This is a genomic window from Treponema primitia (assembly GCF_046533075.1).
Classification (GTDB): domain Bacteria; phylum Spirochaetota; class Spirochaetia; order Treponematales; family Breznakiellaceae; genus Termitinema; species Termitinema primitia_B.
This window is the reverse complement of sequence record NZ_JAJQRB010000087.1, coordinates 33,364-57,665: the sequence shown is the minus strand read 5'-3', so window position 1 is coordinate 57,665 and position 24,302 is coordinate 33,364. Positions and strand designations below refer to the sequence as shown.

Sequence of the window (24,302 nt, the reverse complement as noted above, 5' to 3'; positions counted from 1 at the left end):
TTGTGCTAAAAATAATTTTTTTTGTCATGACAGAAAATTCAAAACTACCCCTATACTGCTTAAATAGAGTCATGGGGGATATATGACAAATTGCTTAATGAGTTTGGATCATATTTCAAAAAGTTTTTTGGGCGTGAAGGTACTAAAGGATGTTAGTTTTAATGTAAACCACCATGAAGTTCACGCATTGATGGGAGAAAACGGCGCCGGAAAATCAACGCTTATGAAGATCCTCATGGGCATTCATACGGCAGATTCCGGCACTATCAGCATGAATGGGTCTGAAATTATCAATCGTAACCCAAAAGAAGCTATGTTTAATGGCATTGTAATGATACATCAGGAACTTAATCCGGTTCTGGATATGCAGGTTTTTGAAAATATTTATCTTGGAAGAGAGCTTAAAACAAAAATCGGCCTGGTAGATAAACGCGCAATGAAGCAGGAATCTAAAAAATTACTGGATAATCTCAGTATTGATATCCCGGTTAATGCGTATATGCGCGATCTCAGTGTTGCCCAATGTCAACTGATAGAAATAATTAAGGCAATCTCGGTAAACGCAAAAATTGTTATTATGGATGAACCAACTTCCGCAGTTACGGATCGTGAAGTAGCAGTACTCTTTGAACAAATTAAAAAATTGAAAGAAAGCGGTGTTTCCATCATATATATTTCTCATAAGCTTGTGGAAATATTTAAAATTTGTGACAGAGTAACGGTATTACGGGACGGTACTTTTGTGGGAACCGAGGAAGTATCAAATGTTACCGGAGAAGAACTGATTAAAATGATGGTTGGCAGGGATATCAAGGACGTTTTCCCCAAGGCCGATGTTCAGATTGGCGATACTCTTTTGGAAATAAAAAACTTTACCCTCAAACAAAAATTCCATAATGTCAATTTTTCACTTCGCAGGGGTGAAATACTTGGCATTACCGGCCTTGTCGGCGCCGGACGGAGTGAACTTGTGGAAACCATATTTGGTATCCATAAAAAAACCGAAGGCGAAATTTTTATCCGGGGCAAGCTTGTACAGATCAGGAAACCGGCGGATGCTATACGGAATAAAATCGCCCTTATTACGGAGGATCGCAAGCGCAGCGGACTCAATCTGTCGGGAACGGTATATGAAAATATATCCATGGTGGCCCTGCGAAGATTTATAAATAAGGGCATAATAAACAAAAAACATGAAAAACAAAGTGCGGAAGAGTACATTAAAATTCTTGATGTAAAAACCTCCGGTTCCTCCATGTTGGTAAAATATTTAAGCGGGGGAAATCAGCAAAAGGTTGTTTTAGCCAAATGGCTTTTGACCGAATCGGACATTATTATCTTTGATGAACCGACGCGGGGTATTGATATCGGAACAAAACGGGATATTTACCTTCTTATTGGCGAATTTGTAAAACAGGGAAAGTCAGTCATCGTGATTTCCTCAGAAATGCCGGAAGTAATGGGATTAAGTGATCGGATCATTGTCATGTCTGCGGGGTATGTTACCGGTGAACTTTTACGGAATGAATTTTCCCAGGCTAATATTATGAAACTGGCAATAAAATTAGTTAAGGAATAACCTTTGGTTGTCGGAGAAGGAGTGTCGTTTATGAATATCAAATACAGAAAATGGATGAAAGAATATGGACTGATTATCATTTTTTTCTTTGTGGTAGTAATACTTTCTATAGCATCGCCGGTTTTCCGCCTTCCACGAAATCTCTTGAATGTTGTTAAACAGGCTTCAGTAAACGGCATTCTTGCCATTGGGATGATGGTGGTTATCATCAGCGGCGGCATCGATCTATCTATGGGGTCCGTAGTGGGTTTTGCAGGAGTCTGCGCCGCCTTATGCGGGCATCCGGAGCAGTTTCCCCTGATAGTTCCTGTTCTGGCTGCTCTGGCTGCAGGTTGTCTCATTGGCCTGCTGAACGGCATAGGGGTAGCCTATGGTGATCTTCCGCCATTCATTATAACTCTTGGTACAATGAGTATTGCCCGGGGGCTTGCATTGATATTTAGTAAAGGCATCCCGGTTATAAAACTGTCCCCGGAGTTCCAGGCAATATCAACAGGAACGCTGTTTTCAATTCCATACCTTTCATTTTATCTGATTCTTATTGTTGTTGCCATAGGGTTTGTCATGAACAACACCATTTTTGGACGACACACTTACAGCATTGGAGGAAACAAAGAAGCTGCTATGGTGGCAGGGATAAATGTTAAGTCAACCCTTGTTGCGGTGTATACCCTGGCAGGTGCGCTTGCGGGTGTTGGAGGAATTTTGATGGCATCACGGACAAACCAGGGGGCGCCTACTATGGGGGTTTCCTATGAGATGGACGCCGTAACCGGAGTTGTTATTGGCGGTGTCAGCATGTCCGGCGGAGTTGGAAAATGGTACGGAGTACTCATTGGTGCGCTCTTTATGGCGGTAATAGAAAACGGCCTTACTATTTTTGGGGTTGACCCGAACTGGAAACAGGTTGTAAAGGGAACAATCATCATAATCGCGGTTCTCATTGATGTTAAAAGTAAGGGAAGGCAGAACTGACCGTTTGCTTTTACTGTTTTAACATTTGAATGATATTTTATTCAGGAGGATTAATACGATGAAAAGTCAGAAAGGAAGGGGTTTAGCGGGTCTATGCTTTATCGTTTGCATATTGTTCTTAACGATGCTCACCGGATGCTCAAAAAAGAAATCAGAAACATTGAAATTTGCAATATTTATTGCAAATAATACAAACGAATTTACCATGAGTGTAGGAAATGGCGCAGTTAAACGCGGTAAAGAACTGGGGATTGAGGTTACCCTGTTTGACGCAAAGTATGATCAAGGTGTACAGATTGCCCAGATTGAAACCTGTATTACCCAGGGATACGACGCCCTAATCATTGAACCCTGTTCGGTAGATGGAGCGATACCGGCAATTAAAGAAGCTAATAGCGCAAAAATACCGGTAGTAACAATCATTCAGGAAATCGCCGATCAGAATCTTGCGGTTGCTTTTGTCGGCGCGGATCATAATGCTGCAGCTAAGGTACAGATGCAGGCATGTATTGATGCAATCGGCCAAACGGGAAATATCGGTTTGGTAAATGGAGTAATGGGTTCAACGGGACAAATCATAATTTCGGACGGCTATTATGAAATACTGGCGAAATATCCCGGTGTTACGGTACTGGAAGAACAGTCCGGAAACTGGGTTATTGAGGAGGCGCTGAAGGTCACCGAAACATGGCTGCAGAAGCATAATAATTTTGACGCTATTCTGGGGCAGAGCGATGCCCTGGCCTTGGGCGCGTTGAAGGCATGTGAAGATGCGGGGATAAAGGGAATCTATATCAGCGGCCGCGATTCTGTTTCTGATGCGTTATATGCGATAAAAGAAGGCCGGATGAATGCTACCATTTGGCAAAATGGTCCGGTTATTGGTTCTTCCGCTGTTGATGTAGCGCAAAAAGCCTTCAAAGGCGAAGGTGTTGATAAATACTACATGATGGAAAACATCGTCGTTAATTTAAACAATGTAGATTATTATTTGAATCTCAAAGCTGAGTTAAGCAAATAACATAATTTTGTACTCAATAATCATTTGATGGTCATAAAAACGATTATTGAAGCAAACAGGAGTGAACATAATGAATTTTTCCGAACGTGAAGACAAGACCCTTTCATTTTCAAATATCGGCCTTGATCGCGGCGCTGTTGAAGAAACCTTTGAACCCTGGGATTTTACGGTTGCCAACTGGGAGAAAGAGGGGCTTAAAACAGATTTTAATCAAAAATTGCGGGTACCAACGGTACCAACGGAAGTCGGGTATATCTCTAAAGATCGGCCGGTAGAATTTGTTGATCATTACTATTCCGCCATGGTCACCGATCCCGTTTTCCGGATTGAACAGCAATTCGGTTTAGATCCGGTTAAACGGATGGCATTTCGCATACCCTTCCTCAGTTATGAAGAAAAGATATTGGAGGAAACTCCGGAATACTTTACAAAACTGGACATAGACGGCTGTATACGAAAGTATTATAGGGGCAGGGATTTATTTACCCTGGAAAAATCCATCGTAAGTGACGAAAAAACCTGGGAACAACACAAGGCACATATCCTTGAGACTTATCATAAATATTGTACCGATGAGGCAATGGAGCGTATCTATGGTCCCTATCGTGAGGGCTGCGCAAAGGGCGATTTTTCAATTCGCTTCCGTTTAACCGGCTTCTTCTGGGCTCCCCGGGATCTGTTCGGTGTAGAACCGCATCTCTATGCTTTTTATGACTATCCTGAAGTTATAAAGGACATCAACCGTCTCCAGCTTGACATATACCGCGAACAGATGGGAAAAATCCTTAAGATTATTACACCCACGGTACTATTTTTTGAAGAGGACTTGAGCGGGAAAACAGGACCGATGATATCCGGTGACTGTTTTGATGAATTTGTTGCACCCTGTTATAAAGAAATTATTCCTTTCCTGAAAGAACAGGGGGTAAAAAATGTCTTCGTTGATACGGATGGCGATTTTACTTTATTAATTCCCAATTTCAGACGTGCGGGCGTTGACGGTTTTCTCCCGGTTGATGTTAATGCGGGGGTTGACCTTGTTGCGGTTCGTAAAAAATTCCCGGATGTTAAATTTATAGGCGGGTTTAACAAACTTGAAATAGTAAAGGGGCCTGAAGCGATAGACGCAGAATTTGAAAGGCTGCTTCCGGTTATAAAACAAGGCGGCTATATGACCGGCGTAGACCATCAGCCTGCCCCGTCCACACCGCTAAAGCACTATCAATACTATCTCAAGAAGCTTGGGGAGATAATGCGTCAATACCGGGGAGAAAATGCAAAATAAGACGAATCGTAATGCAGCAAAAATTGAAAATCCAGGATTGGTATCCTGATAATTTTACCTTAAAAGGAGTAGTATAATGTCTAAAATTGAAGAAATAGCAAAGGCGGTTGAATCCGGAAAGTCAAATGATGTCGGCAGGCTGGTAGAAGCGGCCCTTGCAGAGGGCTTGGACCCTCTCCGGATTTTGAACGAAGGTATGGTTGACGCCATGGCGACGGTGGGTGAAAAATTCCAGCGGTCTGAAATATTTGTACCGGAAATGTTGGTGGCAGCCAGGGCTATGAAAAAGGGCGTGGAAGTATTAAAGCCAAAACTAGCTGGGGGAGAGGTTACCACTCTGGGAAAATGTATAATTGGTACCGTACACGGGGACCTTCACGACATCGGGAAAAATCTGGTGGCCCTGATGATCGAGAGTACGGGATTTGAAGTAATAGATTTAGGAGTTGACGTAGCGATAGATTCCTTTATAAATGCTATTAAGGACAATCCTGATACTAAAATAGTAGCCCTGTCATGTCTCTTGACTACGACCATGCCGGCCCTGAAAGAAACGACCGTAGCCTTAAAAAAGAGCGGGCTGCCGGGATTTAAGGTTATTGTTGGCGGGGCGCCCATTACAGAAGCAATAGCCAAGGATATGGGCGCCGATGGATTCTCAGCGGATGCGGCAAGTGCAGCGGTGGTTGCAAAAAAATTGCTCGTATGATATGGTTATGGTAACGTTTTCATACTAATTCATCCAAATTGTAATAATAAGGAGAGAACCTATGACTTCCAGAGAAAGGGTAAAAGCGGCATTTGCCCACAAAGAGGCGGATCAGGTCCCTGTGGATTTCGGTAACTTCTGTTGCTCAAATATTAACGCCATCACCATGAAACGGCTGCGTGAATACTATGGCCTAGCGGACACACCTATTAAAATAAAGGACATGTCCACCATGGTCGGGATCATGGAACCGGATCTCATGGATATCATGGGCTGCGATGTACAGGAACTGGACCCCTACGGCGATACCTTCGGAAACATAAACCAGGATTGGCGGGAATGGACCTATCTGGGCGAAAAGGTACTGATCCCCGGGGCTTGCGCCTTAAAGGATGATGCCAAGGGCGGCGCCTTCATTTATCCCTTTGGAGATACCGGCGTGGAACCCAGCGGGTATATCCCGGCAGGGGGGTTCTATTTTGATAACCTGCAGCGTTCCCCGCCTTTCGATGAAGACAACGCTAACCCTTTAGACCAGGTGGAGGATTTTCCCGTGGTATCCGATGAAATGCTGGAATTTCATAAAAAAAGAATGTCCGTTTACCGCAAGGGCAGTAGGGCAATCCAGGTGAGCCCCGGCTATTTTGGCTTTGGGGACGCCAATAATATTCCGGGACCAAATGTTAAACATCCAAAGGGCATACGGGATATTACCGAATGGTACACCGCGCCCCTCCTCTACCCTGATTATGTAAATGAGGTATTTGAAATTGAAACCGAACGGGCAATTGAGAGTTTTAAAAAATACTATGCCGTTTTTGGCAATGATCTGGATGTCGTCTATATCTGCGGTACAGATTTTGGCAGCCAACGGGGACCTCTCATTAATCCCGAAACCTTTAAAACCATGTATGTACCCCACTATAAAAAAGTTACCGACTGGATACACAGTAATACCGAATGGAAGGTCATCAAACATTGTTGCGGCGGTATTTTCCCCATTATTAAATATATGATAGAAGCAGGCATTGATGCGCTTAACCCGGTCCAGTGCTCAGCGGAAGGAATGGATCCCCAAAGGCTAAAAGATACCTATGGCAAAGACATGGTCTTCTGGGGCGGCGGTGTAAATACTCAAAAGACCCTGCCCTTTGGAACCCCAGAGGATGTGCGCAAGGAAGTACTGGAACGGCTGAGGATATTCTCAAAGGGCGGTGGCTATGTTTTTAATACCATCCACAATATTCAGGCAAATACGCCTATCCCCAATATTGTTGCCATGGTGGAGGCGGTTAAGGAATTTAACGGGGGGAAAGTAAAAATTTAAGGAGCCAATATATGATCAATGGAGAAAGTATTATCAATCATCCTATCCGGTGGGCTATGATAGGAGGTGGGAAGGATAGTTTTATCGGTTATATCCACCGTTCATCTGCGTTACGGGATTGCAGTTTTAATCTGAGTGCAGGCGTCTTTACCAGGGACATCAAAAAATGCAGGGATTTCGGCGTCTCCATTGGGGTTGATCCCCAACGTTGTTATCCTGATTATAAAACCATGTTTGCGGAAGAATCGAAAAGAAGCGATGGAATTGAAGCGATAACCATAGCAACTCCGAACAATACCCATTATGAAATTTCAAAGGCAGCTCTTGAAGCGGGACTCCATGTGATCTGCGAAAAGCCTCTTTGTTTTAAAACCGAAGAGGCAGAGGAACTTGCAGCGTTAACAAGGGAAAAGAAATTAATTTATGGAGTTACCTATGGGTACTCCGGGTTTCAGATGATCCAACAGGCCAGAAAAATGGTGGCCTCGGGGGATCTCGGAAAAATCCGTCTAGTTAATATGCAGTTTGCCTACGGTTCCTTTAATACTGGGTCAGCGGAGGCCTCCAACAATTTTGTGAAATGGAGGATGGACCCAGCGGTCTCAGGTCCAAGTTTTATAATAGCCGATGTAGGAACCCATACCTTATTTCTCAGTGAAACAATCGTACCTCAGCTGGAAATAGAAAAGCTGCTCTGTGTCAAACAGAGTTTTGTTGAAACTAGGCAATTGGAGGATAACGCCTATGTATTGCTGCAATACAAGGGCGGCGCCGCAGGGATGCTCTGGGTATCAGCAGTGAATAGCGGTTCAGGGCACGGTCAGAAGATACGCATAGTCGGCGAAAAGGCAAGCATCGAATGGTGGGATGAACATCCCAATCAGCTCAGATATGAAATCGAAGGCGAACCTCAGCGGATTCTGGACCGGGGATCAAAGTATCTGTATCCTGAAGCGGTGGAAGAAGATCGTATTGCAGGCGGCCATCCGGAAGGACTCTTTGAATCCTGGTCTAATTTATACCGTCGTTATGCAGTCGCCATAGATGCCGCAGCCCGGAAGGATTACGAATTTCTCAAGAACTACTGGTACCCCGATGTAAACGCCGGTGCCCGGGGGATACAGTTTGTAAATACCTGTGTAAAATCTGCAGATGCCGGATCGATCTGGGTGGATTACTAATACAAGGTAGAGATTTTCGGATAATTAAATTATTAGCTAATAGGGAAAGATATTGATGGAATTAACTGTTCAACTGGTATCATTATTTTTTTTACTGAATTCACTTGCTTTTTTATTAAAGGACTTGCTGGTTTCGGTGATCCCCTTATATCCAGCCCTGTGCTTTCCATGTTCACCGAAAACAAGGTTATCTCTCCCATGAATCTGCTCTTGGGAACCCCAATCAACGCCTATATGGCCTGGAAAAATCGGAAACAATTCTCATTAAAAAAGCTCTGTTCATGCTCATCTGTATACTCTGCGGACTCTTTCCAGGAACTCTATTATTAAAATACGCCAGCTCTTGGATACTTAAGGCTGGTTTGGGGGCTTTGATCCTGGGGATTGGGGCTGAGATGATTACCCGGAACAGATCGAACCCAGTAAATCAAAATAAGATTGCCATGACTTTTGTATCATTTTTCTCCGGAGTTACGGCAGGTCTCTATGGCATTAATTTATTTTTTGTCGCTTACATTGAACGGACATCCGTTGATCGTTCATCATTTCGAGGAAATATTGGCTTTATCTTTTTTATAGAAAACATGGTCAGAATCATTGTTTATATTCTCATGGGCATTTTTACCAAACAGATACTTTTACTGACATTGATTGCTCTTCCTGGTATGGTTGGCGGATTTTTCCTGGGATTAAGGATAGATAAAAAACTTAGCGAACTTACCATACGGCGTATTATTATAACCATATTCATGCTAGGAGGCGTCAGTATTTTACTAAAAGCCCTAATATGGAAACTGTAACAGACAAACAAGATACCTGACCATATTAAAATCATTTTAATAACTTTTTATTGCTTTAACAGCATCGGCTGTTGAATTTTTCGGAAAAAGTTCATAGCCAATACAGCCAGTATAGCCTGAGTTTTCTAGGCATCTAAATACCTGATGGTAATTTATTTCCCCCGTACCGGGTTCATGCCGGCCGGGAACATCGGCAACATGAATATGACCGATTTGATCAATATGAGCGGAAATGTTTCCGCAGAGGTTGCCCTCATTAAGCTGCATATGATACACATCATAGAGAATTTTCAATTTTGACGACCCTATTAACCGCGTCATTTCAGCCGCCTCACTCGTATGGATTAGATAATTTCCAGTATGATCTGTGATTATATTGAGAGGCTCCAGGTTCATCGTTATACCACTCTCTTCAGCAAGCCTGGCGCAGTCATAAAGGGTATCAAACATGGAGCATTTCTTTACTGTATCGGAAAGTTCTGTGTAATGATTTACCACTATCCCCCCGTCACCCAGGGCGTTTGAATGAATGGTAACGCTTAGGGCGCCAATTTTTAAGGCAGCATCTACGGATATTTTTAAAAAATCAAGATATTTTTTTTTATGAAGTGGATCAATCAAGGAATAATCGGCATCTCCATTAAAACCGCTTATTTTTACCCCCACATCAAGGGCTGCTTTCTTAATGGCATCCAGATTCTTATCGGTCCAACTCCAGAATTCTACAAATTCAAATCCGTCTTTTTTTGCCGCCCCAAGACGATCTAAAAATGGCAGTTCGGAATACATCGGTTCAATACAAGCGCATTTTGCAAATTTCATATATACTTATTTCCTTTTTTCCAATTTCCCCAAAGTTCTTGGTCCTGATATCTTTCCGGCTCAAATTTATTAATAATAATTATCAATTACAGAATTCGTAGTTTTTACCCAATTAATAAGATTTTCAGGTTTTCTTCCCACGGTGCTTACGTCTTTTAAGACAAATTCATAGGGACATTTATATGCCAGACACAATTCAACTGTTTCGCGGATTTCTTTTTTTAACGCCTCTTCATCCAGGTTTATGGCCACTGAAGCTGGGTTTGGTTTCCGCGCAAAGACATAGTCGCCACTGGTCTGCTCTGCAAGCTCCTTGAGGTTTACCCATGGGGTAGCGCCTATTTTCCGCATATTGGGTATTTTTTTTAGGTAGGGCATTGATTTATCGAGCGGCTCGCAACATCCGTAATAGACCAGTCCGCCTTTGTCCAAGAAAGGACGGATGTAGTGCAGGTCAAATTCGTCCCGCATAGCCGGAGAAACTAAAACGAACATCTGCGCCCTGGTCCTGATCCATGTGTCCTTAAAACGGACTGGGCCGCCGACATAATCTTTCGCGGGGAGACCACTGGTATAAGCTGGGGTACAGTGTAACTGCTGGATGTTAAAGTCTAAAAGTCCGGCTGCTTCAAACTGATCACAAAAGGTATGACCGATTTCAGCAAATTTTTCCATAGTCCGGTGTATGAATTCCGGTCTGTCCATGATATCTTCCAGGCACTGGTTCACGCCGCGAAATTCCGCCATGTGTTCCCAAGGGCTGTAGTCAACATAGTGTCCCCGCAGCTTTACTGAAATAATACCGTCAAATAATTCCGATAAGACTGCGAGGTTTCTGGCATCAATTTCCGGATGAGCTTTAACCACTGGCTTTTTTAGGGCTTCAACCTTTGCTTCGGTATCCAGCTGATCGATGTATTGGTGGGAAACAATTTTGTTCTCTGCGTCGATTGGCAGCACATTTTCTGTAACCCCAATGCCGATGCCGGTGCTAGAATAAGCCTTTATTAAATAGAGCGTGTCCTCTACAACCATATCAGCCTGGAAATATTTCCAGCGAAAAAGGGTCTGCCGGAAATATTCTTCCAGTATCTTCGCTTCCTCCGATTGGCAATGCAGGACAAGCTGGTTGTCAATATCCAGCTCATGCCAAGGCAGCTCGTCCACCCAAACCGGCGGGCGAACCGGTTTGAGATCATTCACCTCCCGCATACGGCTAATCCGTTCGTTGTTGACCGGATCAGCCGCCAATTCAGCATACTTCTTGGCCAGCTCACGTAAAATACCCCGATCTTCCTTAGAGATGCTGAAGGTGAGCTTTTCAGCCTTTTTACTTAAAAATGCCATAACCCCTGATACATAGCCACCGATTTGAAAAAGCTGTTTCATATGTTCCTCCAACAGGGTTATATTAATTTCCTCTCAAACAGATAAATCATGTCGGTTGCTTTTGCCTTAAAACTTAAGCAGCTCCCCGCTCTCAAAAGCCGCCTTACAAGTATAGGCAATTTCCGAAACCTTGGTTCCATCATACACCGTAACTGAGGGTTTGCGCTTTTCAACAATACAATTGACAAATTCCTGTACCTCATTAACATAGGCGGTAGCAAACCGTTCCAGAAAATTCTCGCTGCACTCTCGCCTGACTCCGTGACTATCGAGGACTTCTACCAGATTTTTCTGGGGTATTGAAGCGATCCGGAGGATTCCCTTGGTTCCGATTATCTCAGTTTCCACGTTATAGCCGTGGGGGGCGGTACGGCCTGCAAAGAGGAATATCATGCAATCGTTTTTGAATTTCATCAGACAGGATACATTGTCCCCGTCTTTATAAGCGGCAAATTCTGGATGGGCATAACAGCCGCCGATTGCATACACCGTCTCCGGTTCTGAACCAGTGAACCACCTTGCCAGGTCGATATCATGGACCGACATGTCGAGAAACTCACCGCCCGAATGGGGTGCAAAGGCGATAGAACCCTGGATAAATTTTTCCGGATCCTGGCTGTAGGAACGGAACAGCACAGGCTTACCGATTTCCCCGGCAACAACCTTGTCATGGGCATATTTATAGGACTCATCGAAGCGGCGCATAAAGCCCAGCATAAATACCAAATCGGGGTGGGCTTCTACCGCCTTCTCCGCTTCCTTACATTCCGCCACGGTAACCCCAAGGGGTTTCTCCGAGAATACATGTTTCCCGGCTTTCATGGCCGCCGCAATTTGCCCGGTATGCAGAGCGGAAGGAGAAACCACCGCTATGGCGTCCACATCTTTACAGGCGACAAGATCGTCAAAGGAAGTAAACTGGTGTTTAACCCCAAGCCGCCGAGCAGTCTCCTCCACTTTTGGTTTATCCACATCACAGATCGCTATAAGTTCAGCGTTCTGAATCCTTCCCGCGATATTTTCCGCGTGCTGCAAGCCCAAGCGTCCAAGTCCAACAGAACCAATACGGACCTTATCCATAGGAAACTCCTTCATGTTTATTTCAGGATCGATTTTCCAGCACTATTTTCACCCACCGGTCCATGGAACCTCACCAACAGTCTCATTTTGTATTCAGGATTTATCTACATATGCAAACGTTACCATAATAATAGTTTTGTTTTTTTGAACTGTCAAGCTTTTTCTGTGTTTTGTGAAAATATTTGGGGTTCTAGATGAATTCTTCGAGAATCCATCTTTTTATGAAAGTGTTCTCAGTTTTTTCGTGCCGTAGATTCCCGGATTATCAGCTTGTAGGGAAGGACCAGTTCTTGTTTAAAGGCAGGATTCCCGGTTATTGCCCGGTGCAGGATCAGTGCGGTCTGTCCGCCGATTTCTTCCAGCGGCTGGCGTATGGTGGTTAGCCGGGGGATCAAATAATCCGATATTTCAATGTCATCGAAACCCACCACCGAAATATCCTCCGGAACCCGCAGACCTTCGTCTTTCAAAATCCGTATAACCCCGAGGGCTAATTCATCGGTGGCGGCATAAATTGCGGTAAAATCCCGGTTCCGGAGCAGCAGTTCCCGCATGGTGTACATACCGGATTCTGCAGTATAGTAGGGCGCAAAGAGTACCCGGCTTTCGTCCTGTTCAATTCCCGCCATTTCCAGAGCCTTATAATACCCTCCCATCCGCAATTTACCAAAGGTAAAACCGCTGGCGCATATCATATTGATCTTGCGATGCCCCAGACCGATAAGGTGGTTTACCGCCGCAATAGAGGCCTGTTCCTCATCGACAAGTATGGAAGGGATATCGGGGAAACTAAAGGTCGAAACAACCACGGGAAGCTGCAACCGGTTAAGGGATTCATAAAAACCCGGGTTTCTGATCTCCTGGATCAGGATAACCCCGTCCAGCTTTTCAGACTTTAGCCGATCCAAACAGTCTTTTTCACTAATATCGTCAAACTTTACAAAGAAAAACAGCGTATGGTACCCAAATGATTCCAAATGCCGCTCTATTATTGAAAAAAGCTGCCTTTGAAACATATTAAAAATATAGGGGATCACAATACCCACCGTAAAGCTTCGCTGCAGAACCATATTTCTGGCAGCCTTGTTGGGTACATACCCGGTTTCTTCAATGAGTTTGAGGATCTGCTCACGTTTTTTTTGGGTAACGTATTTTTTTCCGTTCGCCACCCGTGATACCGTAGAAACGGATACCCCAACTTGTTTGGCAATATCCTTAATGTTAATCATCCCTTTTACCCCTCTTTGCTTCCTATTTAACCCCCAGGTACTTAAAGCTAGCCTCCAGCGCCGTTGCTAATTGTATCGGCGACAGTTTCTGTACCGCCGGGCCAAAGGGCTCATAGGAGAAGACACCCTGATATCCCAGAGTATCCAGTCTTTGTATCAATTCTTTATTACCCATTTTATCCTTGGGGCCTACCAGAACACGATTACCATCCAGGAATTTTTCCGCCGGAATATCATCTTCAACACCGGAAATATGTACTAAGCCGGTGTAGGGCAGCTCATAGGAAGCGCCAAGACCGTCCATACCGAATATGCTCTTATCATCCGGACCGATGTAATGGTGGAAGGTATCCAACAATACCCGGTAACAGCCATAGCCCGACGCCTTAATGGCGCCGACAATAGGCGGCAGGGATGTTAGGGAAGAAATCCCAAAGCCAAGGGCTTCCACATAGCCGATTATACCATATTTAATAAACAGGGGGCCATAGTCCCCCAAGGCATCTACCGTATCCAGGTACTTCTGCTTCGGAGTTCGTTTATCACTTTTCTCGTTATTGGGGCACAACACCAGGGCCGGACATTCAATAGCCGCACAGAGTTCCAGAAGCTGTTCCAGCTCCGCAAGGCAGGTCTCCCGCTTGGCAGGCAGATTGAATTTCTGCAAGGCATTGATCGTAATGATCTTAACCCCTTCCTCCCGGCTTATCTTCAGCGCCTCTGCGGGTTTCAGTCCGTCAATAATATCTCCTATCTTTGATTTTCCCGGCAGATCGTTACGAAGCTCTACCTGGGAAAGTCTCAGTCCGGCGGTAAATTTAATAAATTCCACAAAGCCCTGGGACGGTGAAATGATCCGGTTTAAAGCAACACGTTTTCTTGTCAGCATAAAAACTCCTTAAATGTATTAACCTTTCCGTGCGTTCTTGCGCATATCAATAACAACCGCACCTACAATGATGACACCTTCCAGTATCTTCTGGCTGTAGGGAGAGAACCCAAGGAGTGTCATACCGTTACGCATAACTGATAATACCAGGGCGCCGATTAACGCACCGCCTATGGTGCCGATACCGCCCGAATGGGAGGTGCCGCCTATGGTGGTGGCGGCAATGGCCGTCAATTCGTAGCCGTCCGCCGCGCCGGGATGGACACTGCCCACGCGCCCGGCAAAGACGATGGCCGCGATCCCGGCCAGGAGGCCGCAGTAGGCGTAGATCAGCACCAGGCTTTTCGGCACGTTTACGCCGGACACTTCCGCCGCAGTAATATTACCCCCGATTGCGAATGTGTTTTTGCCAAACCGCGTTTTATTTAACAGAATGTAACTCACGATAAACATCAGGAGGTAAATCAGAATCGGAACGGGAATACCAAACACCCTGCTGCCTATGGCGTTCATTGCGGGGACCAGGTTACTCACCGGCCGCGCATTTGAATAGATAAGGGCGAAACCGCGCACCACGGTCATCATCCCCAGGGTAGCGATAAAGGCCGGGATTTTTGTAAAGGCGATAAGCGCCCCGTTCACCGCCCCGCAAAGTGTCCCGATAAAAAGCCCCGCCAGTATCGGAATGATAAGCGGCAGCTGCGGCAGATTCTGGTACAGCCTCATCTGCGCGGGTACCTGCGCGAGGCTCGCAGCGACAAGGCCGGAGAAGGCAAGCACGGAACCAACCGAAAGATCGATGCCCTTTGCGATAATGACAAAGGTCATACCCAGGGCCATGATACCCCAGATGGCGGTTTGATTCAAAATGTTCAGGATGTTGGGAATGCTTATAAAGGCCGGGGACATGATGGCAAATACAATGCTCATCACAATCAGAATTAAGAGTATGCCGTATTTCTGGGTTATGCGTTTAACATTAATGGTCATTTTGGACTCCTTGCTGTTTCTGATAATCTTCTATGGTATTAGTGGCATAGGCCATCAATTCCTCCTGGGTCAAATCCGGCCTGTTGTTTATGATGCCGGTAACTTTTCCCTGGTGCATGATCATGATGCGGTCGCTCATGCCCATCACTTCCGGCAGTTCGGAAGAAACCATGATAATGGATTTCCCCTCCCCCGCAAGACGGGTAATAAGCCTGTGTATCTCGGATTTGGTAAGCACATCAATGCCCCGGGTCGGTTCGTCAAACAGAAGAATGTCCGGGTTGGTCATGAGCCATCGGGCTACAAGCACCTTCTGCTGGTTCCCACCCGAAAGGTTCTGAATAAGCTGCCCAAGCCCGGGTGTTTTTATCTGCACCTTCTGCACATATTCATCGCATTTAACGCGCATACGTTTTTCACTCAAAAAACCGGCCTTGCTCAAAAACTGGGGAATGCTGCCTATGACCATGTTAAGCTGAATATCCAGCATCGGGAAAATGCCCGAATTCCGCCGGTCCTCGGTGATAAAGGCCATGCCGGCCTTCTTCGCGTCATCGACCCTGCGGATATTGACCTCCCTGCCGTCCACAAGGATTTGCCCTCCGCTTTTCTGGCGCACACCAAAAATAGTTTCTATTACCTCACTGCGGCCTGCGCCGATAAGACCCGCAACACCGAGTATTTCGCCCCTGCGCACGGTGAACGAAACGTCCTTAAAATATTTTTTATGCGAAAGGTTTTTAACCTCAAGTTTAACTTCTCCTATGGGACACACTTCTTTGGGGAACTGGTCCTTTACATCCCGGCCCACCATCATGTTGATAAGCTTGTCTACTTTCAACTCATCCGGCGTCCCGGTCCCTATATATTCGCCATCGCGATAAACGCTGATAATATCCGCTATCTTGTATATTTCATCAAGCTTGTGGGAGATATAGATCATGCTGGCGCCCTTTTCCTTGAGCTTCCGCATGATAACAAAAAGCTGGTCGACTTCCCGGTTTGTCAAGGCTGAAGTCGGCTCATCCATAAGGATCAATTTTGAATTATACGAAATGGCCTTGCCTATTTCGCACATCTGCATTTTGGCAATGGTCAATTCCGACATCAGGGTTCTGGGATCTTCCATCATGTATATCTCTTCCAGAACCTCGCTGGTCATTTCCGCCATTTTTTTGTGGTCAATAAGGCCAATCTTGTTTCGCGGCTCCCGCCCCAGCCAGAGATTTTCCATGATGGGCCGGTGCAGAACAGGGTTCAGTTCCTGGTGAATCATGGAGATTCCCATTTTCAGAGCCTCTGCGGGGCTGTAATGTCCCAGTTCCTTCCCGTCAAAGATGATCTGCCCGCTTGTAGGTGAATGGATACCGATGATGCACTTCATAAGCGTTGACTTACCCGCTCCATTCTCGCCTAAAAGGGCATGAATCTCCCCGGGACGCACCTTCAGATCAACTCCGCGAAGAGCCTGGACGCCCGGAAAGGTTTTAACAATGTTTTTCATTTCAAGGATATATTCACTATCCGCCATACTCCCGCCCCTGTAGTTTCATAGGCGGCAGTCACAAAATCATGACCCTTTCGGACCATCGTATTTTAAAACCGCCTCGTTTACTGTGGAAAAGACGGCGGCAAACACTGTAGGTATTTGCCGCCGCCCCTAAAAAGAAATCTGAATTTAAAGGTAATCGTTCACGTTTTTGGGGGTAATCAATTCGTAGGGTACCCACTTGACGGGGTCTAGTTTTTCACCCTTAAGCGCCCTGATCGCAAAGTCGGCGGCCCCGGCTCCCTGGCCTTTCGCGTTCTGTAATACCGAACACGCCATCTTGCCGTCCTTAACAGCCTGAACCGCATCGGGGTTCCCGTCCGTACCGCCTACCAGAATACCCGTCCGGCCGGTGCTTGCGATGGCAACGAGGGCGCCCATGGCCATTTCGTCGTTATTGGAAGCAATAGCTTTCAGGTTGGGATACGCCGTAAGCCAGTTTTCGGTGACATTGACCCCTTCGTTCCGCATCCAGTTACCGGTCTGTTCGCCTACGACCTTGATATTCGGATATTTCTCCGTGATAATTTGTTTAACACCCCGGGTCCTGTCCTGGGCCGCCTCTTGGTTGAGCTGCCCCATGAGGATGGCGATTTCACCGGAACCGCCCATTTGCTCGCCGAGGTATTCCATCTGCTGCCGCCCCGCCACGACCGAATCCGAGCCGCAGTAGTACACACCTGCAGGGGGAGTTGAACCAACAAAGGGGTTACGATTCACAAAGATAATGGGGATTTTCGCTTCCTGCGCCGCCCGGATCATGGGAGCGGCCGCGCTGGTGTCAACCGGGACTACAACTATCGCCTTTACACCCTGGGCGATTGCCGCGTTAACATTGTCCTGTTGACGGGTAACATCGTTCTGACCGTCTGACCAGATGATCTCGTACTCCGGCTTACTCGCGAATTCTGCGGCAAACGCATCGTGCAGGTAGGAGAGCCAAGTATCGTTTGACTCACTGCGGGCAAAGGCGATGGAGATTTTCTGCGGTCCCGCCGCCTCTTTTTTCTGACACCCCGCCAGGAACAGCCCCGACACCACCATCAGAACAACCATAAAAACACATAGTGATTTTTTCATAAAAACTCCTCAAGATTTATTTCCATGTCCTAAAATAGAACATAAGATTAATAACGTTTTCATAAATGAGTATCACATCATTATTTCGATCTGTCAACAAAAATCGTTGAGTCTTATATATCTTTGATTTATTATCATAATTTGTTATAAAACAACGATTTAATCAATAAAAAAGCCGCCGCCGGTTCTTAGAAAAATACGATTTTCTTAAAAATTTACAAAAAGAAATGGGAAAATACACCTTTTTATCGATAATTGTTTATTTAATATGCGTTAATATTATGAAAAAACGGCTTTACAAGTTTTAAATTTGAATATATTATAATAATAACGTTTTCATATACTACCTAATAGGGTTATCTAAAGCAAGGAGCAATATTGTGGCAGAGAGATTAAAGATAGGAATTATCGGCGCCGGGCGGATTGGCAAAATCCACATTGACAACATTGCCCGTTTTATCCCCCAGGCAAAACTGGAGGGGCTGGCGGACATCATGCTGACGGCGGAACAGGAAGCGCTGGCAAAGGGACTTGGAGTCAGAATTATTTCAAAAGATCCCGCAGTTTTATTGAAGGACCCTGAAATAAAGGCGGTTATCGTGTGTAGTTCCACGGATACCCACGCGGACCTTACCATCGCCGCTGCCCAGGCGGGGAAGCATATCTTCTGCGAAAAACCCATAGATTTGACCGTAACCAAGGTAAAGGCAGCCCTGGATGCGGCCAAAAAGGCGGGGGTTAAGCTCCAGATCGGGTTTAACCGCCGGTTCGACCACAACTTTGCCCGTATCCGGAAATACACCCAGGATGGCGCAATCGGCGATGTCCAGCTGGTTAAGATCACATCCCGGGACCCCGCGCCGCCGCCCATTGCTTATGTAAAGGTCTCCGGGGGAATATTCATGGACATGATGATCCACGACTTCGATATGGCCCGGTTCCAGGCAGGAAGCGAGATCACCGAAGTGTACGCCGCCGGCGCCGTCCTGGTTGATCCGGAAATCGGTAAGGCCGGGGACGTGGACACCGCCATCGTTACCCTGAAATTCGCCAACGGCGTCATCGGGGTTATCGACAATTCCCGCAAGGCCGCCTACGGGTATGACCAACGGGTGGAAGTTTTTGGTTCCAAGGGTTCAGCCCAGGCCGAAAACGACCTGCCGAATACGGTAAAACTGTCCAACGAAACCAGCGTGTCCACAGAAAAACCGCTCTACTTTTTCCTGGAACGGTACAAGCAGGCCTTTGTAGACGAGATGATCTCCTTTACCGACTCCATACAGAACAACAAACCTATTGCCGTAACCGGCGAAGACGGACTGGCGAATATGTACGCTGCTCTGGCGGCGTTTAAATCGGTTAAGGAAAAACGCCCTGTTTCTATAGAAGAAATCAAGGCACAATAATAGTATTTATAAGGAAGGCACAGGATGCAAATACCGCACAAACCGCCATTTAACCGGGGCTACACTCCCCTATCACCCCGAAGCGGGGCGACCGCAGATATGCTCATGGATTTTGGAGTGATAAACCTCCTCCCGGGGGATACCTATAAGAGCAATTCCCCCACGGACGAACGGGTTTGGCTGCTCTCCCGGGGAAGCGCAAAAATAACCTGGGAGGGCGGGGAAAAAGAAATCTCCAGGCCCAACCTTTTCGATTATGCACCCTGGTGCCTTTCGGTTCCGGCGAAAAACGAAGTTACCATTACTGCGGGGAAAGAGGGGGCGGAGTTTTACTACACCGCCACGGACAACCCCCGGCCCATCAAGGCGAAGCTCTACACCCCTGAGGAATGCCAGAGTGAATTCCGGGGAGAAGGCGCCATGCGGGAAACCTCCACACGGGTGGTGCGTACCGTCTTTGACGACACCAACCGGCCAGAGTCCAACCTGGTCATCGGCGAAGTTATCGGCGTGCCGGGCAAGTGGTCCAGCTATCCGCCTCATCATCATCCCCAGCCGGAGATTTATCATTACCGCTTCCTCCCCAGCAATGGATTCGGCCTTACCGCAATCGGGGATACGCCTTATATCATTAAGGACAAAGACACCATCCTGATACGGGAAGGGGAGGTTCATCCCCAGGTTACCGCTCCGGGTTATGCCATGTGGTATCTCTGGGTGATACGTCACATTGATGGCGCCCATTACGGGCCTGCAACCAAGACGCCCATATTTATAGAAGAACACAAATGGGTCCAGGGGCCGGAAGACAAAATCTGGCAGCCGAAAAAATAAATACAAGTAGTAAGGAGAGAATAGAATGGGGAAAACGATACGCCTTACCATGGCACAGGCGCTGCTGCGATTTCTGGACAACCAGTACATCGAAGCGGACGGTGAGGAAATTAAATTCGTTGCCGGTGTGTTCGGTATATTCGGCCACGGGGTGGTGGTAGGCCTTGGTGAAGCCCTGGCCTCAAAGGATAACAAACTAAAATTCTATCAGGCAAAAAACGAACAGGGTGCGGGTCACGCAGCCATGGGCTTTGCCAAACAAAAAAACCGCCGGCAAATGATGGCGGTGTGCAGTTCCATAGGCCCGGGCGCTCTGAACATGGTGCCCGCTGCAGGAACCGCCACGGTGAACCGCATACCGGTACTGTTTCTGCCGGGGGATGCCTTTGCCTGCCGCCAGCCCGATCCGGTGCTCCAGCAGGTTGAAACCCCCAGCGATTATACCAGTACCGCCAGCGATGCCTTCCGCGCGGTAAGCCGTTACTGGGACCGGGTACAGCGGCCGGAACAGCTTATGACCGCCATGATCAACGCCTTCCGGGTCCTCACGGACCCTGCGGAAACCGGGGCGGTAACCGTTTCCTTGCCCCAGGACGTGCAGGGTGAAGCCTACGATTACCCCGAGGAATTCCTCGCCAAGCGGGTCCACCATATAGAACGGCGCATACCCACCAAGGGCCAGATCGATAGGGCCGCAGCGATGCTGAAGGCCGCAAAAAAACCCCTGGTGATCTGCGGCGGCGGGGTACGCTTCTCCGACGCGGGAAAGGAACTGGAAAAATTCTGCGAGACCTACCACATCCCCTTCGGGGAAACCCAGGCGGGAAAAGGAACCATCCTCTGGGACAACCCCTACAACCTTTCGGGGATCGGCAACACCGGCGCCCTTTCGGCAAACCGGATAGCCCGGGAAGCGGACCTGATCATTGCAGTGGGAACCCGGTTGGGAGACTTTACCACCTGCTCTAAATGGCTTTTCCAAAACCCTGATGCGAAAATACTCGGAGTCAACATTGCCCCCTTTGACGCCTATAAGATGAACGGCGAGCCTATCATTGCCGATGCAAAACTTACCCTGGACGCCTTAACCAAGGCAGCGCCCGGGTACAAATCAAGCTGGGGCGACAGGATTAGTGAAGTCCGCGCCGAATGGAAGGCCGAGGTTGACCGGCTCTACAGCGAAGACGCCAATCCCGCTCCGGACGGTTCGCCCCTGCTTTCCCAGGCAAGGGTATTAGGGGAACTGAACGACCGGCTCCTCCCCAAGGATGTCATCGTCGTGTCCGGTTCGGGGTCCATCCCCTCGGATATGCAGCGGGTCTGGCGCGCCCGGGTAAAGGATACCTACCACATGGAATACGGCTTCTCCTGCATGGGCTACGAAGTCGCCGCCGCCCTGGGGGTAAAAATCGCCTTCCCGGGAAAGGAAGTGGTCGCCCTGGTTGGGGACGGCGCCTATACCATGCTCCACACAGAGTTACTAACCGCTGTTCAGGAGGGCAAAAAAATAATCGTGGTGGTGCTGGACAACGCCGGCTTCCACTGTATAGACAACCTGCAGCATAGCCAGGGGATAGCCCATTTTGGGAACGAATGGAAAACACGGAATGAGACGAGCGGACTTCTGGAAGGAAGTTCCGTGCAGGTGGACTACGCCAAAAACGGCGAAAGTTGGGGCGCACTGGGACTGCGGGCCAGAACAGCTGCGGAACTGGAAAAGGCGGTAAAAGAAGCTTTGGCGTCCAAAAAATCGGTGGTTATCGATGTTAAGACCAGCGCTAAGACCATGACCCACGGGTATGAGTCCTGGTGGCGGGTCGGTACCGCCCAGGTTTCTACCAACCCTGAAGTTGAAAAGGCAGCGAAGGATATGGCCGCAGAAGTATCTAAGGCAAGAAAATTCTAGGAGCAGTATTATGGCGACAGTAAAAACAGCGGCTAAGACGAAAGCAAAGGCCGATCCTAAAACGATAAGGACAACACCGAAGCCTACTATCAAACTGGCCATTGCCCCCATCGGCTGGACCAATGACGACCTTCCCGAACTGGGGGGGGATATTCCCTTTGAGCAGTGCGTCAGCGAAATGGCTTTGGCAGGATTTACCGGGAGTGAAGTGGGTAACAAGTACCCCAAGGATCCGGACATTCTCAACCAAAAACTAAAACTGCGGGGACTCACCATTTGTAACGCATGGTTCAGTTCTTTCCTGACCACGAAGCCCTACGAAGAAGTGGAAGCGGAATTCATCAAGCACCGGGATTTTCTTTATGCCGTGGGGGCCCGGGTTATAGGGGCTTCTGAACAGGGTCACTCCATTCAGGGCAAGGAAGAGCCTATCTTCGACAACAAACCGGTTTTTACCGGCGATGAATGGAAGCGGCTCACCGAGGGACTGAACAAGCTGGGTAAACGGGCGGCAGAAAAGAAAATGAAGCTGACCTTCCATCATCATATGGGGACCGGTGTGCAGACCGCCGCTGAAATTGACCGGCTTATGGAAAACACCGATCCTAAATTACTGAGTCTCCTCTACGATACGGGACATCTGGTTTTCTCCGGGGAGGATCATATGGCGGTATTGAAAAAATGGATAAAGCGGATTGGCCATGTACACCTTAAGGATATGCGTCCGGCCATTCGGGAAACAGCGATTGCGAAAAAATGGTCCTTCCTCCATGCGGTTAAGTCCGGAGTCTTTACGGTGCCCGGCGACGGAAGCATAGACTTTAAGCCCATCTTCAACACCCTAAAAAAAGCAAAGTACAAAGGGTGGTGGGTGGTGGAAGCCGAACAGGACCCCGCCAAGGCTAACCCTCTGGAGTACGCTATTAAAGCCCGGGCCTATATCAAAAAAACCGGTGGAGTTTAATCAATGAGATTCGGAATAAACACCCTGGATGATTTTGACGTAAAGGATAAAACGGTTCTCTGCCGTATCGATATTAATCAGCCGGTGAATCGGGTCACGGGAACCCTAAAGGATACCACCAGGATAGAAGCCTGTATCCCTACCCTGAAAGAATTGAGCGAGAAGGGCGCCAAGCTGGTGCTCCTGGCCCATCAGGGAAGTGATATTGAGTATAAAAACTTTTACACCACCGAGCCCCATGCAAAGGTACTGTCCAAATTCCTTGGTAAGGAAGTAAAGTTCATCGATGATGTCTGCGGCCCCGCAGCCCGGGAGGCAATTAAGGCTCTCAATGCGGGGGAAATCCTCCTGCTGGATAATGTCCGTTTTGTATCGGAGGAACAGACCCTCTTTGAAACCAAACTGCTCCTCTCCCATGAGGAACAGGCAAAAACACTGTTAGTGCGAAAATTGGCTCCCTTGGGGGACCTCTATGTCTGCGATGCTTTTGCCGCAGCCCACCGGGACCAGCCCAGCCTATGCGGGTTTGAAGAACTCCTGCCCAGCGCCATGGGCCGCCTGTTTGAAGAGGAATTCTGCGTCATCTCCGGTCTCATGGAAAAACCAAAGCGACCCAGCGTATTTGTCCTGGGGGGCGCCAAAATTAACGACGCTTTTCTGATGATGAGCGCCGTCCTGGGGGGCGGAGCGGCGGACAAAGTTTTAACCGGCGGTCTGGTAGGAGAAGTAATCCTCTGGGCGGATGGTAAAGACATCGGGGAACCGGCCAGGGCTTTCATCAAAAAAGAGGGCTACGATAATTTAGTGGACACCGCAAAGGAGCTGCTTGCAAAATACCGGAACAAGATTGTAACCCCCTCGGACTTTGCCGCTGTGAAGGACGGGAAACGGGTGGAATACGAGCTGGGAAAAATCCCCGCAGGGGTACTCATCCTGGATATTGGCGAAGCGACCGCAAAAAAATATCAGGAGGCCATCAGGGAAGCCAAGACCGTTTTTGTCAACGGACCCATGGGGGTTTTTGAAGAAACCGCCACCGAGCTGGGGACTCGTCTGGTATGGGACGCACTGGGTGATACCCCAGCCTATACGGTTATTGGAGGCGGCGATAGTATTACTGCGACAAAAAAATACGGTAAAACCGGGGATATTGATTACATCTGTACCGGCGGGGGTGCGTTGATCCGCTTCTTAACCGGGGAAGAATTACCGGTGGTAAAAGCGCTGCGGCATGGTTCAAAGCTGAAAGAAAAGGTAAAATAATTCCGCCTTTGAAGGAAGGCGGGG

The 24,302-nt window shown here is 47.5% G+C and carries 21 protein-coding genes; 13 read left to right on the top strand and 8 right to left on the bottom strand.

Annotation, left to right across the window (positions count from 1 at the left end; translation table 11 throughout):
* The first annotated feature begins 82 nt into the window (after positions 1–82).
* The 8 genes from LQZ19_RS18195 (at position 83) to LQZ19_RS18160 (ending at position 8,877) form a co-directional block, all read left to right on the top strand.
* Entirely contained in the window at positions 83–1,579 is a 1,497-nt protein-coding gene (locus LQZ19_RS18195; RefSeq protein WP_411049113.1) for a sugar ABC transporter ATP-binding protein, read from the top strand.
* A gap of 30 nt (positions 1,580–1,609) precedes the next feature.
* Entirely contained in the window at positions 1,610–2,554 is a 945-nt protein-coding gene (locus tag LQZ19_RS18190; protein ID WP_411049112.1) for an ABC transporter permease, read from the top strand.
* Positions 2,555–2,612: 58 nt separating this feature from the next.
* Entirely contained in the window at positions 2,613–3,575 is a 963-nt protein-coding gene (locus LQZ19_RS18185; protein ID WP_411049111.1) for a sugar ABC transporter substrate-binding protein, read from the top strand.
* 70 nt (positions 3,576–3,645) lie between these two features.
* Positions 3,646–4,860 (top strand): uroporphyrinogen decarboxylase family protein, encoded by a 1,215-nt coding sequence (locus tag LQZ19_RS18180; protein ID WP_411049110.1) that lies wholly within the window; start codon positions 3,646–3,648, stop codon positions 4,858–4,860.
* Positions 4,861–4,936: 76 nt separating this feature from the next.
* Complete coding sequence (locus tag LQZ19_RS18175) at positions 4,937–5,569, top strand: cobalamin B12-binding domain-containing protein (protein ID WP_411049109.1); 633 nt, start codon at positions 4,937–4,939, stop codon at positions 5,567–5,569.
* 61 nt (positions 5,570–5,630) lie between these two features.
* Positions 5,631–6,896 (top strand): uroporphyrinogen decarboxylase family protein, encoded by a 1,266-nt coding sequence (locus tag LQZ19_RS18170; protein ID WP_411049108.1) that lies wholly within the window; start codon positions 5,631–5,633, stop codon positions 6,894–6,896.
* Between the two features lie 11 nt (positions 6,897–6,907).
* Entirely contained in the window at positions 6,908–8,077 is a 1,170-nt protein-coding gene (locus LQZ19_RS18165) for a Gfo/Idh/MocA family protein (RefSeq protein WP_411049107.1), read from the top strand.
* 281 nt (positions 8,078–8,358) lie between these two features.
* The gene (locus LQZ19_RS18160; RefSeq protein WP_411049106.1) at positions 8,359–8,877 is read left to right on the top strand and encodes a TSUP family transporter; all 519 of its coding nucleotides are present in this window, start codon (positions 8,359–8,361) and stop codon (positions 8,875–8,877) included.
* Positions 8,878–8,913: 36 nt separating this feature from the next.
* On the opposite strand, the gene LQZ19_RS18155 is transcribed toward LQZ19_RS18160, so the two are convergent.
* From LQZ19_RS18155 to LQZ19_RS18120, 8 genes are all read right to left on the bottom strand, one after another.
* Entirely contained in the window at positions 8,914–9,699 is a 786-nt protein-coding gene (locus LQZ19_RS18155; RefSeq protein ID WP_411049105.1) for a TIM barrel protein, read from the bottom strand.
* Between the two features lie 69 nt (positions 9,700–9,768).
* Complete coding sequence (locus LQZ19_RS18150) at positions 9,769–11,088, bottom strand: hypothetical protein (protein WP_411049104.1); 1,320 nt, start codon at positions 11,086–11,088, stop codon at positions 9,769–9,771.
* A 66-nt stretch (positions 11,089–11,154) separates the two neighbouring features.
* Positions 11,155–12,168 carry an inositol 2-dehydrogenase gene (gene iolG / locus LQZ19_RS18145; protein ID WP_411049103.1) on the bottom strand — a complete coding sequence of 338 codons (1,014 nt, stop codon included), beginning with the start codon at positions 12,166–12,168 and terminating at the stop codon, positions 11,155–11,157.
* 233 nt (positions 12,169–12,401) lie between these two features.
* Positions 12,402–13,397: a LacI family DNA-binding transcriptional regulator gene (locus LQZ19_RS18140; protein ID WP_411049102.1), complete on the bottom strand. Its 996-nt coding sequence runs from the start codon at positions 13,395–13,397 to the stop codon at positions 12,402–12,404.
* Between the two features lie 22 nt (positions 13,398–13,419).
* Positions 13,420–14,286, bottom strand: coding sequence for a TIM barrel protein (locus tag LQZ19_RS18135; RefSeq protein ID WP_411049101.1), 867 nt, complete (start codon positions 14,284–14,286; stop codon positions 13,420–13,422).
* Positions 14,287–14,304: 18 nt separating this feature from the next.
* Positions 14,305–15,276 carry an ABC transporter permease gene (locus LQZ19_RS18130; RefSeq protein ID WP_411049100.1) on the bottom strand — a complete coding sequence of 324 codons (972 nt, stop codon included), beginning with the start codon at positions 15,274–15,276 and terminating at the stop codon, positions 14,305–14,307.
* Positions 15,266–16,807: a sugar ABC transporter ATP-binding protein gene (locus LQZ19_RS18125; protein ID WP_411049099.1), complete on the bottom strand. Its 1,542-nt coding sequence runs from the start codon at positions 16,805–16,807 to the stop codon at positions 15,266–15,268. Before LQZ19_RS18125 ends, LQZ19_RS18130 begins: the two co-directional genes overlap by 11 nt.
* A gap of 147 nt (positions 16,808–16,954) precedes the next feature.
* Positions 16,955–17,905, bottom strand: a complete 951-nt coding sequence (locus LQZ19_RS18120) for a substrate-binding domain-containing protein (protein ID WP_411049098.1) — start codon at positions 17,903–17,905, stop codon at positions 16,955–16,957.
* A gap of 380 nt (positions 17,906–18,285) precedes the next feature.
* Here LQZ19_RS18120 and iolG (LQZ19_RS18115) point away from each other — a divergent pair, with 380 nt between their 5' ends.
* Genes iolG (LQZ19_RS18115) through LQZ19_RS18095 form a run of 5 tightly spaced genes read left to right on the top strand, consistent with a single transcriptional unit; the run spans position 18,286 to position 24,278 of the window.
* Positions 18,286–19,311: an inositol 2-dehydrogenase gene (gene iolG / locus LQZ19_RS18115; protein WP_411049097.1), complete on the top strand. Its 1,026-nt coding sequence runs from the start codon at positions 18,286–18,288 to the stop codon at positions 19,309–19,311.
* A 24-nt stretch (positions 19,312–19,335) separates the two neighbouring features.
* Positions 19,336–20,145, top strand: a complete 810-nt coding sequence (locus tag LQZ19_RS18110; protein ID WP_411049096.1) for a 5-deoxy-glucuronate isomerase — start codon at positions 19,336–19,338, stop codon at positions 20,143–20,145.
* A 25-nt stretch (positions 20,146–20,170) separates the two neighbouring features.
* Entirely contained in the window at positions 20,171–22,051 is a 1,881-nt protein-coding gene (iolD, locus tag LQZ19_RS18105; protein ID WP_411049095.1) for a 3D-(3,5/4)-trihydroxycyclohexane-1,2-dione acylhydrolase (decyclizing), read from the top strand.
* 10 nt (positions 22,052–22,061) lie between these two features.
* Entirely contained in the window at positions 22,062–23,015 is a 954-nt protein-coding gene (gene iolE, locus LQZ19_RS18100; protein ID WP_411049094.1) for a myo-inosose-2 dehydratase, read from the top strand.
* 3 nt (positions 23,016–23,018) lie between these two features.
* Positions 23,019–24,278, top strand: coding sequence for a phosphoglycerate kinase (locus tag LQZ19_RS18095; RefSeq protein ID WP_411049093.1), 1,260 nt, complete (start codon positions 23,019–23,021; stop codon positions 24,276–24,278).
* The last annotated feature ends 24 nt before the right edge of the window (positions 24,279–24,302 follow it).

What these genes read in the sequence shown, in the direction of transcription:
- LQZ19_RS18195 (WP_411049113.1), top strand. Translation starts at nt 83, where the DNA reads ATGACAAATTGCTTAATGAGTTTGGATCATATTTCAAAAAGTTTTTTG.
- LQZ19_RS18190 (WP_411049112.1), top strand. Translation starts at nt 1,610, where the DNA reads ATGAATATCAAATACAGAAAATGGATGAAAGAATATGGACTGATTATC.
- LQZ19_RS18185 (WP_411049111.1), top strand. Translation starts at nt 2,613, where the DNA reads ATGAAAAGTCAGAAAGGAAGGGGTTTAGCGGGTCTATGCTTTATCGTT.
- LQZ19_RS18180 (WP_411049110.1), top strand. Translation starts at nt 3,646, where the DNA reads ATGAATTTTTCCGAACGTGAAGACAAGACCCTTTCATTTTCAAATATC.
- LQZ19_RS18175 (WP_411049109.1), top strand. Translation starts at nt 4,937, where the DNA reads ATGTCTAAAATTGAAGAAATAGCAAAGGCGGTTGAATCCGGAAAGTCA.
- LQZ19_RS18170 (WP_411049108.1), top strand. Translation starts at nt 5,631, where the DNA reads ATGACTTCCAGAGAAAGGGTAAAAGCGGCATTTGCCCACAAAGAGGCG.
- LQZ19_RS18165 (WP_411049107.1), top strand. Translation starts at nt 6,908, where the DNA reads ATGATCAATGGAGAAAGTATTATCAATCATCCTATCCGGTGGGCTATG.
- LQZ19_RS18160 (WP_411049106.1), top strand. Translation starts at nt 8,359, where the DNA reads ATGCTCATCTGTATACTCTGCGGACTCTTTCCAGGAACTCTATTATTA.
- LQZ19_RS18155 (WP_411049105.1), bottom strand. Translation starts at nt 9,699, where the DNA reads ATGAAATTTGCAAAATGCGCTTGTATTGAACCGATGTATTCCGAACTG.
- LQZ19_RS18150 (WP_411049104.1), bottom strand. Translation starts at nt 11,088, where the DNA reads ATGAAACAGCTTTTTCAAATCGGTGGCTATGTATCAGGGGTTATGGCA.
- iolG (WP_411049103.1), bottom strand. Translation starts at nt 12,168, where the DNA reads ATGGATAAGGTCCGTATTGGTTCTGTTGGACTTGGACGCTTGGGCTTG.
- LQZ19_RS18140 (WP_411049102.1), bottom strand. Translation starts at nt 13,397, where the DNA reads ATGATTAACATTAAGGATATTGCCAAACAAGTTGGGGTATCCGTTTCT.
- LQZ19_RS18135 (WP_411049101.1), bottom strand. Translation starts at nt 14,286, where the DNA reads ATGCTGACAAGAAAACGTGTTGCTTTAAACCGGATCATTTCACCGTCC.
- LQZ19_RS18130 (WP_411049100.1), bottom strand. Translation starts at nt 15,276, where the DNA reads ATGACCATTAATGTTAAACGCATAACCCAGAAATACGGCATACTCTTA.
- LQZ19_RS18125 (WP_411049099.1), bottom strand. Translation starts at nt 16,807, where the DNA reads ATGGCGGATAGTGAATATATCCTTGAAATGAAAAACATTGTTAAAACC.
- LQZ19_RS18120 (WP_411049098.1), bottom strand. Translation starts at nt 17,905, where the DNA reads ATGAAAAAATCACTATGTGTTTTTATGGTTGTTCTGATGGTGGTGTCG.
- LQZ19_RS18110 (WP_411049096.1), top strand. Translation starts at nt 19,336, where the DNA reads ATGCAAATACCGCACAAACCGCCATTTAACCGGGGCTACACTCCCCTA.
- iolD (WP_411049095.1), top strand. Translation starts at nt 20,171, where the DNA reads ATGGGGAAAACGATACGCCTTACCATGGCACAGGCGCTGCTGCGATTT.
- iolE (WP_411049094.1), top strand. Translation starts at nt 22,062, where the DNA reads ATGGCGACAGTAAAAACAGCGGCTAAGACGAAAGCAAAGGCCGATCCT.
- LQZ19_RS18095 (WP_411049093.1), top strand. Translation starts at nt 23,019, where the DNA reads ATGAGATTCGGAATAAACACCCTGGATGATTTTGACGTAAAGGATAAA.